The sequence below is a fragment of the Thermomicrobiales bacterium genome (assembly GCA_037045155.1).
GTDB lineage: Bacteria > Chloroflexota > Chloroflexia > Thermomicrobiales > CFX8 > JAMLIA01.
In genome coordinates, this window is sequence record JBAOIG010000003.1 from 67949 (window position 1) to 81521 (window position 13573).

Annotated in this window: 11 protein-coding genes; all 11 read left to right on the forward strand. The window is 63.6% G+C overall.

Annotated features, from left to right (window positions below; translation table 11 throughout):
• Positions 1 to 208: 208 nt before the first annotated feature.
• The 11 genes from V9F06_03460 (at position 209) to V9F06_03510 (ending at position 13502) form a co-directional block, all read left to right on the forward strand.
• Positions 209 to 2107, forward strand: coding sequence for a peptide ABC transporter substrate-binding protein (locus V9F06_03460; protein ID MEI2616687.1), 1899 nt, complete (start codon positions 209 to 211; stop codon positions 2105 to 2107).
• 372 nt (positions 2108 to 2479) lie between these two features.
• On the forward strand, positions 2480 to 4399 hold the full coding sequence (locus tag V9F06_03465; protein ID MEI2616688.1) for a peptide ABC transporter substrate-binding protein: 1920 nt from the start codon (positions 2480 to 2482) through the stop codon (positions 4397 to 4399).
• 261 nt (positions 4400 to 4660) lie between these two features.
• A complete protein-coding gene (locus tag V9F06_03470; protein MEI2616689.1) occupies positions 4661 to 5620 on the forward strand; it encodes an ABC transporter permease in 960 nt (319 codons plus the stop codon).
• A gap of 38 nt (positions 5621 to 5658) precedes the next feature.
• Positions 5659 to 6618 carry an ABC transporter permease gene (locus V9F06_03475; GenBank protein MEI2616690.1) on the forward strand — a complete coding sequence of 320 codons (960 nt, stop codon included), beginning with the start codon at positions 5659 to 5661 and terminating at the stop codon, positions 6616 to 6618.
• A 130-nt stretch (positions 6619 to 6748) separates the two neighbouring features.
• A complete protein-coding gene (locus V9F06_03480) occupies positions 6749 to 7708 on the forward strand; it encodes an ABC transporter permease (GenBank protein ID MEI2616691.1) in 960 nt (319 codons plus the stop codon).
• Between the two features lie 80 nt (positions 7709 to 7788).
• A complete protein-coding gene (thrC, locus tag V9F06_03485; GenBank protein ID MEI2616692.1) occupies positions 7789 to 9027 on the forward strand; it encodes a threonine synthase in 1239 nt (412 codons plus the stop codon).
• Complete coding sequence (gene thrB / locus V9F06_03490) at positions 9005 to 9922, forward strand: homoserine kinase (protein ID MEI2616693.1); 918 nt, start codon at positions 9005 to 9007, stop codon at positions 9920 to 9922. Before thrC ends, thrB begins: the two co-directional genes overlap by 23 nt.
• Before the next feature lie 201 nt (positions 9923 to 10123).
• Positions 10124 to 10708: a 30S ribosomal protein S6 gene (gene rpsF, locus V9F06_03495; GenBank protein MEI2616694.1), complete on the forward strand. Its 585-nt coding sequence runs from the start codon at positions 10124 to 10126 to the stop codon at positions 10706 to 10708.
• Positions 10709 to 10790: 82 nt separating this feature from the next.
• Positions 10791 to 11312: a single-stranded DNA-binding protein gene (ssb, locus tag V9F06_03500; protein ID MEI2616695.1), complete on the forward strand. Its 522-nt coding sequence runs from the start codon at positions 10791 to 10793 to the stop codon at positions 11310 to 11312.
• Between the two features lie 45 nt (positions 11313 to 11357).
• Positions 11358 to 11888, forward strand: coding sequence for a 30S ribosomal protein S18 (rpsR, locus tag V9F06_03505; protein MEI2616696.1), 531 nt, complete (start codon positions 11358 to 11360; stop codon positions 11886 to 11888).
• 123 nt (positions 11889 to 12011) lie between these two features.
• The gene (locus tag V9F06_03510) at positions 12012 to 13502 is read left to right on the forward strand and encodes a peptidylprolyl isomerase (protein ID MEI2616697.1); all 1491 of its coding nucleotides are present in this window, start codon (positions 12012 to 12014) and stop codon (positions 13500 to 13502) included.
• Positions 13503 to 13573: the final 71 nt, after the last annotated feature.

Consider the following 13573-nt stretch of genomic DNA (forward strand, 5'->3'; position numbering starts at 1 on the left):
ATATCCGGATAGCCCCGGCTCGGTCATTTCGTCGCTCTGCGATGCGAAGGATCAGCCGGCGCGAGGTGGCTCGTTGACCGTTTCGGCAGGCGTGGCGTGAACCTGTTCGCGGCGATCGGCAGTACCCGCATATCCGTATTGGGAGCTTCTGGGACCGGTGCGATGTGCGCCGGTTGTCTGGCCGGGTTTCGTGGAGGGCGACCGACTGATGAGCGATTCATCGAATGGGTTCGATCGGCTAGAGGCCGACGTGCTGGCCGGCCGTCTGGATCGGCGGCAGGTCCTCAAGCGTGGGGCGATGCTCGGCTTGAGCGCGCCGGTGATTGCGGGACTGCTGGCTGCCTGTGGAGGCAGCAGCGAGAAGGCGACGTCGACGCCAGCGGCGGTGGCGACGAAGCCGGCCGGTGGTGAGGCGACGAAGCCGGCGGAAGCGACCAAGCCGGCCGCGAGCAGCCCGACGGCGGCCGCAGCCAGCCCGACGGTAGCCGAAGCCAAGCCGACCGAAGCGCCCGTCGGCGAGCGTGGTGGCGGCGGGAATCTGCGCCTCCTTTACTGGCAGGCGCCGGTCATCCTCAACGTCCACCTGGCGAATGGCACCAAGGACTACCACGCCTGCCGCATCTGCATGGAGCCTCTGGCCGACTTCGATAGCGAGCTGGAGCCGGTTCTGTTTCTGGCGAGCGAATACCCCTCGGTTGCGAACAAGACGCTGGACCCGGATGGCAAGTGGTGCATCTGGAAGCTCCGCGAAGATGTCAAGTGGCACGATGGCGAAGCTTTCGACGCCGATGACGTCGTCTTCACCTTCCAGTACATCACCAACGGGGAGAATGCCGCGACCACGATCGGCCGCTACAAGACAGTCGATACTGTCGAAAAAGTCGACAACTACACGATCAAGGTGAACTTCAAGGAGTCAACGCCCGCGTGGTACGACCCGTTTACCACCACCGAGGGTTGTATCCTGCCGGAACATATCTACAAGGACTTCCAGGGCTCGGAATCGCGCAACGCCCCGGCGAACCTGAAGATCACCGGCACCGGCCCATTCAAGGTGCGGGAGTTCCGACCCGGCGACGTCTGCCTCTACGATATCTTCGAAGACTATTGGGACCCGGGCAAGCCGCACCTTGACTCGGTCGAGATGAAGGGCGGCGGCGATTCAGTCGGCGCTGCGCGGGCTGTGCTCCAGTCGGGTGAGGCGGACTGGGCCTGGAACCTGCAGGTCGAGCCGTCCGTGCTCAACCCGATGGAGGCGGCCGGCATTGGCACGGTCTCAGCACTGCCGGGCGGCGGCACCGAGCGGTTGATGATGAACTTCTCCGATCCGCGTACCGAGGTCGATGGACAGTTCTCGCACTTCGGCACGCCGCACCCGGCCTGGAGTGACGTGCGGGCGCGTCAGGCGCTCGCCTATCTCTGCGATCGCGCGACGATCGCAGAGCAGCTCTATGGCAAAGGCGGCCTCGCCGCGACGAACCAGTACGACGAGCCGGCCAAGTTCACCAACAAGGAGCTGACGGCCGAGTTCAACATCGACAAGGCCAAAGCGCTCCTCGGTGAGATGGGCTTCACCGGCGCTGAGATCCTCTACCAGACATCGATCAACTCCGTACGCCAGAAGACACAGGAGATCATCAAGCAGGCGATGGAGTCGGTCGGATTCAAGGTCCAGCTGAAGAGCGTTGACGCGGCGGTCTATTTCTCGACCGATGCCGGAAACCCGGACACGGCCGGTAAGTTCTACGCCGACCTGGAGATGCACACCAACGGGTCTGGAATCTACCCAGCCCAGTGGTTCGAGCGTTATCGCGGCGACCGGATCTCCCAGAAGGAAAATGGCTGGACGGGCAGCAATGCGTTCCGCTACTCGAACCCCGAATTCGACAAGATGCACGATCAGTGCCGGATCGAGATGGACCCCGACAAGCAGGTGACGCTGTTCCAGGCCATGATGAAGCTGGTCACCGAGACCGATGTCGTCGAGGTGCCGCTGGTCAATCGAACCGGTCTGTCGGCGAAGGGCAACAAGATCGAAGGCTACATCGGGTCGCCGTGGGCAGCGACTCCGCCCTGGGAGCTCAAGCACTGGACGCTTAAGGGCTAGCCGTCAGCGAGGCTCTATGACGCGCGGAGGGGGATGGGTGTATTGCCCAGCCCCCGCTGCGCGCGTATCCAGGATGCATCCGGCCCCGGCCGGATGACGTATATCGGCTATCGAGCCTGACCTTGCCGGACGTCGATGGGATGCATAGAATTCCGCGACTCCCGCATCTGGAAACGCGCGGGTCGATGCTTCTGCCCAGGGGTGGACATCGCCCGGCGCGAGGAGACGATCGACCGCGCTGGTGGTTGCGATAGCAGTCTGTCGTTGTCTGCCGTGGTGGAGCGTACCCGGTTTCGGGTGCTCGGTAGAGGAAGCAGCCGCATGATGCGGCGGCTATTGTGTGGCGCAGGGCTTAGAAAGGGCGACCGACTGATGAGCGATTCATCGAATGGGTTCGATCGGCTAGAGGCCGACGTGCTGGCCGGCCGTCTGGATCGGCGGCAGGTCCTCAAGCGTGGGGCGATGCTCGGTCTGAGCGCGCCGGTGATTGCGGGACTGCTGGCTGCCTGTGGAGGCAGCAGCGAGAAGGCGACGTCGACGCCAGCGGCGGTGGCGACGAAGCCGGCCGGTGGTGAGGCGACGAAGCCGGCGGAAGCGACCAAGCCGCCCGCGAGCAGCCCGACGGCGGCCGCAGCCAGCCCGACGGCAGCCGAAGCCAAGCCGACCGAGACCCAGCAAGCGGTTGGTCCAGCCGGCGGCGGCGGCCAACTTCGACTGCTCTGGTGGCAAGCGCCGACGATCATGAATCCCCACCTCTCGACTGGCACCAAAGACTTCGACGCCTCGCGCGTCGTCTACGAGCCGCTGGCCGACTTTGACTCCGATGGCAATGGCCTGCCCTCACTGGCCGTCGAAATGCCCACGCTTGAAAATGGCGGCGTCTCGAAAGACGGCCTTTCCGTGACCTGGAAGTTGCGCAAAGGCGTCAAATGGCACGACGGTACGCCATTCACCGCCGATGACGTCGTCTTCACCTGGCAGTACGCCTCGGACAAGGCAACCGCTGCTGTCACGATCGGCAACTTTGCCAACGTCGACAAAGTCGAATCCGTCGACGAGACGACTGTCAAGATTATCTTCAAGCAGCAGAATCCGGCCTGGTTCGATGTCTTCACCGGCCCGAACGGCATGATCCTGCCGAAGCATGTCTTCGGTGACTACGTTGGCGAGAAATCACGCGACGCCGCGGCGAATCTCAAGCCGATCGGCACTGGCCCGTTCAAGATCCGCGAGTTCCGACCGGGCGATGTCGCAATGTACGACATCTTCGAAGACTACTGGGACGCAGGCAAGCCGTTCTTCGATAGCGTCGAGCTCAAGGGTGGCGGCGACGCGCAAGGCGCGGCTCGAGCCGTTCTACAGTCGAACGAAGGGGACTGGGCCTGGAATGTCCAGGCGGAGCCATCCATCCTGAACCAGATGGCGCAGGGCGGTGTTGGCATTATTGTCTCCAACCCTGGCTCCAGCGCCGAGCGGATCATGATCAACTTCGCCGACCCGAACACAGAGGTCGATGGCGCGCGATCCGAGCCGAGCACTCAACACCCGATCTTCAAGAGCAAGGATGCGCGTAACGCGATCGCGCTCTCGATTCAGCGCGACGTGATCGCCAAGCAGCTCTATGGCGAGGGCTCGAGCGCCGAGCTGGGCAAGGCGTCCTCGAACAACCTCAACGCGCCAGGCCGTCTCGTCTCTCCCAACACGACCTGGGAGTACAACATTGACAAGGCCAAGCAGTTGCTGGCGAATGTGCCGGAGGCTGCCGGCTATAAGCTGCTCTACCAGACCTCGATCAACTCGGTGCGCCAGAAGACGCAGGAGATCGTCAAGCAGTCGCTCGAGCAGGTCGGCTTCGTCGTCGAGCTGAAGAGCGTCGATTCCGCGGTCTACTTCGCGTCCGACGCCGGCAATCCGGACACCTACCCGCACTTCTACGCCGATCTCGAGATGTACACCAACGGTCCGTCCAGCCCGTACCCGATCAGTTGGGCTGAGCGGTTCCGATCCGACGAGATCGCGGCAAAGGCCAACAGTTGGGCGGGCACCAACATCACGCGCTACAACAACCCGGAGTTCGACAAGCTCCACGACCAGGCGCGCGTCGAGATGGATCCGGCCAAGCAGGTCGATCTCTTCGTGGCGATGAACGACATGTCGGTCAACGACTTTGTCGAGGTGCCAATCGTCCACCGGGCCGGCGTCGCTTGCGCGTCGAAGACCCTGGCCGGATACAAGGGGACGATGTGGTCCAGCGACCTCTATGATCTCAAGAACTGGAAGCGCCAGTCCTGACCGGGTCGTCGGGTTTCCCTGGCCGGGGTGTCGAAGGTCACCCCGGCCAGCCTGTCTTCAGCAACAGCCTCGACAGGTCCGGCGATCTCGGTCGGCAATTCCGCGCAGAGGGCTATCGAATCGGTCGTCCGCGTGCTAGGATTGGCCACACTCTCAGTGGCACGGCGTTTCGACCGAACAACAGAGGTTCCGCGAAACCGTCGCGATGACGGACATATCGTCATATCGGGCGGCGCGGTCGGGAAGTAGGGTTGGGGAGCTATGGGTCGTTATATTATTCGTCGTGTCATCACGGCGGTTCCGACGCTGATCGCGATCAGCATGGTCATCTTCGCGATCCTTGCGCTCGCGCCCGGCGACCCACTGTCAGATCTGGCGCTCAACCCGTCGGTGCCACCTGAGGTGCGCCAACGAATCCGCGAGAGCATGGGGCTCGAAGATCCGATCCCGGTCCGCTATGCGAAGTGGGCCAGCTCTCTCTTCCGGTTTGATTTCGGCTACTCGTTCCGCACACGCGGCCCTGTCATCGACCTGATCAAGCAGCGGCTACCGACGACGCTGTACATCAGTGGCTCGGCATTCCTGCTCTCGATTCTTATAGCCATACCAATCGGAGTGCTATCGGCGGTCAAACAGTACTCCGTCTTTGACAACGTCGCGACGACGCTTGCCTTCATCGGCTTCTCGTTACCGACGTTCGCAACCGGCCTCTTCTTTATCCTGCTCTTTACGATCAAGTTAGGCTGGTTACCATCGATCTATAGATCGACGCTCGACACGCAAGGGTTAGCCGGGGTCTGGGAACGGATCAGGCAGGCGATCATGCCTGTCACTGTGCTTGCCCTGTTCCAGGCGGCGATCTTGCTCCGCTTCGTGCGCGCGTCGATGCTGGAGAATATCCACCAGGACTATGTTCGCACCGCCCGAGCCAAGGGGCTGACGGAGCGCAACGTCATCGGCAAGCATGCGCTGCGCAATGCCCTGATCCCGGTGATCACGATCATCGCGCTCTCGCTGCCGGGCGTCATCACCGGCGCAGTTGTTACCGAGCAGATCTTCAAGGTTCCGGGCATGGGCGCGCTGCTGATTACGGCGATCCAGAACAACGACACGCCGGTAGTCATGGCGATTACGTTCATGTTCTCGATTCTAGTGGTGTTCTTTAATCTGGTGGCGGATGTCATCTATGGCGTCCTTGACCCACGGATCAAGTACTCGTAGGCGCGACAGACGAGCACACGAGGAGAGAGGACGATCTGATGGCTGAAGCCCCTGACGCTCAAATTCAGGGTAGCCCCGCGGCTGCGATATTGGACGCGGGACGGCTCGGCTCTCGCAAGCCGCGCTCGCTCTGGTCCGACGCGGCCCGACAGTTTCGCAAGCACAAGCTGGCGGTTGCCGGTGTCTTCGTTCTGATATTCCTGATCGTCATAACGCTCATCGGGCCAGTCGTCTGGCCTCAGAACATGAAGACGATCGACTTCTCGAAAGCGACAATCGGTCCGGCGCTCGCCCACCCGATGGGAACCGACGACCTCGGCAGAGACCTGTTTGCCCGGGTTCTCTGGGGCGGGCGCATCTCGCTCGCCGTCGGTGTGACGGCGATGTTGGTGGCGATCCTCTTCGGCACCTTTATCGGCGCGATGTCGGGCTTCTTCGGTGGCTTCACCGATTCCGCGCTGATGCGGTTCACCGATATGTTCATCTCGCTGCCGACGCTGCCCTTGCTGCTGCTTGCGATGTATCTCTTCCGCGACTCGCTGATCCACAAGTTCGGGCAGACGCTTGGCCCGTTCCTGCTGCTGGTCTTCCTGATCGGTATCACGAACTGGATGCCGGTTGCCCGCCTCGTCCGCGCCTCCTTCCTCTCGCTGAAGGAGAAAGAGTTCATCGAGGCGGCCCACTGCATCGGCGCCAATCGTTCGTCAATCATCTTCAAGCACATCCTGCCGAACTCAATGGGGCCGGTGATTGTCGCAGCGACGCTGGCTGTTGGCTCGGCAATCATCAGCGAATCGACGCTGTCCTTCCTGGGCCTCGGCTTTCCGCCGGACGTGCCGACCTGGGGACAGTTGCTGAACACGTCGGTGAACTTCATGGAGATCGCGCCGCACATGGTCATCTTCCCGGCGATGTCGATCTTCCTCGCGGTTCTCTCGATCAACTACGTTGGTGATGGCTTGCGCGACGCACTCGACCCGCGCAAGACCACCGGCTAACCACCGCCAGGCGTGTGACACGATGCCGGACTGCCACCAGGCAGTCCGGCTCGTTACTTGTTTTCAGGGAACCAGCAACGCCGCCCGCGCACGTCTGCGGGCCGGCCGAACGGACGAGGGATATCGATTCATGGTTCGCGACTCACTTCATCCGTCGACGCCCCCCGCCGATTCCGCCGAGCGTCTCTCCGATCTCGGTGCATTGCGCGCGAAGCAGGCGCGTTCGCTCTGGTCGGACGCAGCGCGTCAGTTCCGTCGCCACCGACTGGCGATGGCCGGCGCGTTTACGTTGCTGTTCCTGACGCTTGCTTCGATCTTCGGCCCGATGATCTGGCACGGTAGCACCTGGATCAACTTCGAGTACTCGACACTTGGTGTCTCGTCCACCCACCCGATGGGCACGGATGACCTCGGTCGCGATGTGATGGCGCGCGTCCTCTGGGGCGGGCGGGTGTCGCTGTCGGTCGGGGTTGTCGCGATGCTGTTGTCGGTCATGATGGGCACGATGGTCGGCGCGCTGGCCGGCTACTTCGGCGGCTTCGCCGATTCCGCGTTGATGCGGCTGACCGATATGTTCATCTCGCTCCCGGATCTGCCGTTGCTATTGCTGACGATCTATCTCTTCCGCGATCCGCTCGCCCAACGCTTTGGCACGACCGTCGGCCCGTTCATGCTGATCGTCTCGCTCATCGGGATCACCAGCTGGATGTCGGTTGCTCGCCTGGTGCGCGCCTCGTTCCTCTCACTGAAGCAGAAGGAGTTCATCGAGGCGGCTCACTGCATCGGCGCGAACCAGACGACCGTGATCTTCAAGCACATCCTGCCGAATGCTATGGGTCCAGTGATCGTCGCTGCGACGCTGGCTGTCGGCTCGTCGATCATCACCGAGTCGACACTCTCGTTCCTCGGCCTCGGCTTTCCACCCGATGTGCCAACCTGGGGTCGTTTGCTCAACGACTCGATCAACTTCATGGAGATCGCGCCGCACATGGTCATCTTCCCGGCGATGATGATCTTTCTGGCCGTGCTCTCCATCAACTACGTTGGCGACGGGCTCCGCGACGCGCTCGACCCGCGCAAATCGCTCTGACGCTGGCGCGAGACCGCCTTGCCGGAGCATGATTGCCGGTCGGGGCCGCGATCGGGTAACGTGCAGGTGTGGGGGGTAGCGTGAAGCTGCGATGTATCGAATGTGGGCGGGAGTACCCGCCGGAAGATACGCGGACGGGCTGTGACTGTGGCGGGCTGCTCGAAGTCGAGCTGGAGATCCCGCCCGTCTCTCGTGAGATGTTCGATGCGCGACTTGGGATGCTCGATCACCCACTGCGATCCGGCGTCTGGCGCTATCGCGAGCTGATGCCCGCCTTCCCGGACGACGCGATTGTCTCCAAGCCCGAGGGTAACACCAATCTCTATCACGACCAGCGCCTGAGCGATTTTGCCGGGACCGAGGTCTGGTTCAAGCACGAAGGTGAGAACCCGACCGGCTCATTCAAAGATCGCGGTATGACAGTCGGCGTCAGCCATGCCCGCTGGACTGGCGCGACGATGGTTGCTTGCGCCTCGACCGGCAATACCAGTGCATCGGTTGCTGCATACGCCGCGACGGCCGGCATTCCCTCGGTCGTCTTCATCCCCGAGGGCAAGATCTCGGCCGCAAAGCTCGGCCAGACCATCGCCTACGGCACGACGATCATCCAGGTGCGCGGAGATTTCGATGCGGCCATGCGGATGGTTCGTGAGGCGACGAGCAGGTACGGTATCTACTTGCTGAACTCACTGAATCCATTTCGGCTGGAGGGCCAGAAGTCGATCGTGCTGGAGTCGCTCCAGCAGCTTCGCTGGCAGGTTCCCGACTGGATCGTCATCCCTGGCGGCAATCTCGGCAATACCAGCGCGCTTGGCAAGGCGTTGCGCGAGGCAGTCGCGGCCGGCCTCATCGACGAGATGCCGCGTATCGCCGTCTCTCAGGCGGCCGGCGCCGCGCCGTTCTACCGCGCCTGGCAGACCGGCTTCGAGACCTACGAGCCAGTGGCCGCCGAAACGATCGCGAGCGCGATTCGGATCGGCGACCCAGTCAACTACACCAAGGCGCGGCGTGCCATCCTCGACACCGAGGGAACGGTGACTGCCGTTGACGATGACGCGATTATGGCGGCCAAGGCCATGGTCGATCGTGTCGGCATTGGCTGCGAGCCGGCCTCGGCGGCCGGCCTGGCCGGTATTCGTCGCCTCGTGACCGAGGGCGTTATCCAGCCGGGTGAGCGAGTCCTGACCTATCTGACAGGCCATCTGCTGAAGGACACCGAAGCGAGCGCCGACTACTACATCACCCGTGGTGGCGCGTATCCGACGGTCATTGATCCGACACTGGAGGCGCTGGACCGTGCTATTGCCGACCTCCTGTAACATCCGCGTCCCCGCGTCCAGCGCCAACCTCGGCCCCGGCTTTGACTCGCTGGGTCTAGCGCTCGATCTCTGGATGCAGGTGGATGTAACCCGTCTCAACGGCCCGGGCGACGTTCGTGTCGTTGCCTGCGACGATCTGCTGGGCGGCGGCAACCTCGTCGTCGAGGCGATGCAGGTGACGGCGGATCGGCTCGGGATGTCGCTCCCATCCTGTGAGATCGCGGTCTTGAGCGATATTCCAGTCGCGCGCGGACTGGGCTCATCTGCCTCGGCAATCGTCGCCGGTATTCACGCGGCCGGCTTCGTCCTCGATGTGCCGCTTTCCCCGGCGCTCGTCGTTGACATCGGCGGCGAGATGGAGGGCCATGCCGACAATATCTCGGCGTCGGAGCTGGGCGGGGCAACCGTCTCGATCCGCGCCGAACGCGGCTGGGTTGCAGAGGTCGTCGCCCCCGCATTGCCCTGGGAGGTCGTTGCTCTTGTCCCGGACGCCCCGGCGTTCACGCATGAAGCGCGCGGCATCCTTCCTCCAGCCGTCTCGATCCCGGACGCGGCGGCCAATATCGGTCGTGCCGCCATGCTGGCGCTGGCGCTTCGTGATGGCCGCGGCGATCTGCTGCGCGAGGCGATGAAGGACCGATTGCACCAACCCTACCGCGCCGCGATCTTCCCCCATCTCGAGCCGGTCATTGACGCAGCGCTAGCGGCCGGCGCCCTCGGCGCCAGCCTGTCGGGGGCCGGCCCGACGATCCTTGCCTTCGCTGACACCGCTGTTGCCGCAGCTGTGGCTATCGCAATGGAGGCCGCGGCCTCCTCACATCGATTCGCGGGACGAGCGAGCAGGTTGGCGATTGCAGGTGGCGCAATTGTCGATGTGCGCGCGCCTGTCCGATAGCGGCTCGTCTGCAGCCATTGCGCTCGCTACGTCAGATTGCCCCGCGAGACAGTGGATGATCTGGTAGACTTCGCGGTTGTCGCGGCGTGGGCCGTGATGGAGACAGATGGATAGTCGCCTTTCTGCGCCGCCGGCCGGGTGGGTCGCGCAACCACCGCCCGAGCCCTGAGCGTCGCAACTACCGGGAGGAAGGAGCACGCGTTGCGCAAGCACGCCGCTGATCCCCAAGTTCGCGATTACGAGATGATGCTCGTCGTCGCGCCGACCGTGACCGAAGAAGGCCTCCAGCAGGTCGTCGATCGGATCTCGGGGTACATCACCGCCCAGAACGGGACCGTCGACTCGACCAACAGCCAGAATCCCTGGGGTCGCCGTCGATTGGCATATCCGATCCGGGACTTCAACGACGCGTTTTACGCCCTCTACCGCTTCCATGCGACATCGGACGCGATCGACGAGCTCGAACGCGACCTGCGGCTGGACGAACAGGTGATCCGACACCTGATCGTGCGGTACGATGTTCTCACTGAACACGAGGAACGGCCGCGCGGCGAGGGATTTCGCCGTGGCGAGCCGGTTTCGACCCGCACTGCCGAGCCGATAGCTGACGCTCCGGCTGCACCAGACGCGACCGTCGAGAGTGCCGAGGCTGTCGAGAGTGTCGAGGCTGTCGAGAGTGCCGAGGCCGTCGAAAGTGTCGAGGCCGTCGAGAGTGTCGAGGCCGTCGAGAGTGTTACTGAGTCGGACGAGGGCGGCGAAGACGTGTCGAAGCCGGACGAGGCATAGACGCCCTCGCGCGTCCGCGCCAGTAGCCGTTGGCTCGGCTGGCCCGCCGCGCAGCATTCAGGAAGTGGAAGAGGAGAGCGTCATGTCGCGAGGCTTCAGTCATGTGGTTCTGGTCGGGAATCTCGGCCGTGACCCGGAGATGCGCTATAGCCAGAACGGGACGCCGATCACGAATTTCTCGATGGCGGTCAGTCGTCGCCGTCGCGACCAGGAGGGCCAGTTCCAGGATGAAACGAGCTGGTTCCGCGTGACGCTCTTCCGCTCAATGGCCGAAAACGCGAATGACTGGTTGCGTAAAGGCAACCGAGTCCTGGTCGAAGGCCAGCTGCAGATCCGACAATATACCGATAGCAACGGGGTCGAAAAGACCAGTGTCGAGGTGGTGGCGAACAGCTTCCAGAACCTGACCGCGCGCGAAGACCAGGGTGGCGATGCCACCGGCGCGTACAGTGGCGGCTACAACCGGGACAATCGCAGCCAGAGCGGTAGCGCGCCGCGAGGCGGCGAACGCCCGACACAGCCGCCGAGCCAACCGAGCCAGCAAAGTCAGCAGAACGACCCGTTTGGTGATTACGACGACGATATTAACGATGTCCCGTTCTAGCACATCCGCCCCGCTGGGACTGTAGGGAAGACGAGGAAGAAGCCGATGGATGAGCGACAGTCGTCGCATGGGGACCAGTCTGGTGCGGGCCGGCCGCGCCGCTTCGTGAGCAGCGGCCCGGGCCGCTCCTTTTCTCGCCGCAAGGTCTGCGGATTCTGCGTCGATGGCATCAATCACGTCGATTACAAGGACGTCCCGCGCCTGCGGCGCTACGTCTCTGATCGAGGCATGATCGAGCCGCGCCGCAAGAGCGGAACCTGCGCCAAGCACCAACGCTCGTTGGCAGTCGCGATCAAGCGCGCCCGGCATCTGTCGCTGCTCTCCTTCACCGAGGGCTCGCGCGAGGGTCGAGATCGCGGCGGTCGGGGCGAGCGCGGTGGTCGTGGCCGAGACCGTGGTCCTCGAGACTTCGGCGACCGCGGGCCACGCGAATTTGGTGACCGCGGGCCGCGTGACTTCGGCGACCGTGGGCCTCGAGACTTTGGTGACCGCGGGCCGCGCAGCTTCAGCGATCGTGGGCCGCGTGAGGACTTCCGCGACGCAGGGTCGCGACCGCAGACCGAGAGCAACGATTAGGCGCGTGGGCGCTTGTGTCGCCAGTTTCAGCTGGCGCGAGTGTTCCGCAGGAACCCGGTGGTTGCCGGGTTCCTGCCACGTGACCTTGCCTGCGTCCGGCTTCAGCGAAGCGAGATTCGCCGCATGCTAGATGGAATTCGTGAACGCGCCCGGAACGTTTTCTCTCGCTCCGGGGCGCAGCCGCAGCGGCGGGTCACCCGCCGTGAACGCGAAGACCGCCAGAAACGTCTGCTGTATATCGCCACGGGCATCGCCGGGGCGGTGGTTATCATCGCGCTCGTGGTTGGCGCTTCATATCAGTATTACTTCTACCCGCGCAGCGCCGTTGCAACGGTCAATGGCACGAAGATCGAACGACGCGATTACTGGATGGTCCGTGGGCTGCAGTTGCGCCAGAACCTCGCGCAGCTGAATCAGCAATATCAGATGACCCAGCCGGATCAACGCCCTCAGCTCGAGCAGCAGGCACAAACCATCACCGACGAGCTGAAGGACGTGCGCGGCGCTGCCCTGGCTGAGGACACGATCTCGGCGATGGTCGATAACGTGATCGTTCTCCAGCACATGGGCGAGTTCGGGATTCAGATCACACAGGCCGAGATGGACGAGTTCACCGCCGCGCAGTTCGCGCCCGGGCCGTTGAGCTCGCCGACCCCGACTCCGCCGGTTGACGCGACCGCCGCGGCCTGGGCGACCGGCACCAGTGAAGCCAAGGCTGCCGAGGCAACTCAGACAATGCAGGCGATGGAGACTGCCGCCGCTGCCGCCTCGCCAACCGGCGAGATCACCGGCACCCCGGAGGCCACCGGAACCGTCGCTACGTCGCCAACGTCGGAGGCGACCACCACTGCCCCGGCAGTAGTCGAGACGGGCACACCGGCCACCGATGGCACGCCATCTGGCTCGCCAGTGATTCCACCCTCGCCGACCCCGTCTCCGACGATCGCGGCCGACGCCGCGCGGGCGACGGCGGTGTCGCGGATCGACCAGTACACGACCAACTTCCTCAAGCCGTCCGGAATGACACGTGCGGATTATGACCGTTTGATCGTCAGGCCGGAGCTGGCGAAGTCGAAGGTGCGAGAGCAGCTCGAGGGCAAGGTGCCGCAACGCGCCGATCAGATCCACGCGGCCCATATCCTTGTCGCCACCGAAGATGCGGCGAAAGCTGTCGAAGACAGGCTCGCCAAGGGTGAGGACTTCGCCGCAGTCGCGAAAGAAGTCAGCACCGACACGCAAACTGCCGGCAACGGTGGCGATCTGGGGTGGTTCCCGCGGGGCGTGATGGTCGCGCCATTCGAGGCCGCTGCCTTCGCGCTAAAGCCCGACGAGGTATCCGCGCCGGTGCAATCAACGTTCGGCTGGCACGTCATCAAGGTGTTCGAGGTCGAGCAGGATCGACCGCTGACGCTGGATATGGTGCAGTCGCTGAAAGTGCGGGCGTACAACGACTGGGTCCAGAAGCAACGTGATGCTAGCGAGATCACGTCGGCTGTGCCGTTGACGACGCTTCAGCGCCAGCAGAACCAGTCCAGCAATTCGACATTCCAGGCGCCGGCGGACGCGCCACAGCCACCGCCGCCAACCTTGGCGCCGGCCTCACCGGCGCCGTAATGACCCCCCTCCGGCGCGGGCATTGGCTGCCCGTGCCGGAGGACAGCGGCGCTGGCCACCTTGGCGCGAGT

Bases quoted from the DNA above. Each gene is read 5' to 3' on its own strand.
- V9F06_03475 (MEI2616690.1), top strand. From the start codon at position 5,659: ATGGCTGAAGCCCCTGACGCTCAAATTCAGGGTAGCCCCGCGGCTGCG.
- V9F06_03510 (MEI2616697.1), top strand. From the start codon at position 12,012: ATGCTAGATGGAATTCGTGAACGCGCCCGGAACGTTTTCTCTCGCTCC.
- rpsR (MEI2616696.1), top strand. From the start codon at position 11,358: ATGGATGAGCGACAGTCGTCGCATGGGGACCAGTCTGGTGCGGGCCGG.
- ssb (MEI2616695.1), top strand. From the start codon at position 10,791: ATGTCGCGAGGCTTCAGTCATGTGGTTCTGGTCGGGAATCTCGGCCGT.
- V9F06_03460 (MEI2616687.1), top strand. From the start codon at position 209: ATGAGCGATTCATCGAATGGGTTCGATCGGCTAGAGGCCGACGTGCTG.
- V9F06_03480 (MEI2616691.1), top strand. From the start codon at position 6,749: ATGGTTCGCGACTCACTTCATCCGTCGACGCCCCCCGCCGATTCCGCC.
- V9F06_03470 (MEI2616689.1), top strand. From the start codon at position 4,661: ATGGGTCGTTATATTATTCGTCGTGTCATCACGGCGGTTCCGACGCTG.
- V9F06_03465 (MEI2616688.1), top strand. From the start codon at position 2,480: ATGAGCGATTCATCGAATGGGTTCGATCGGCTAGAGGCCGACGTGCTG.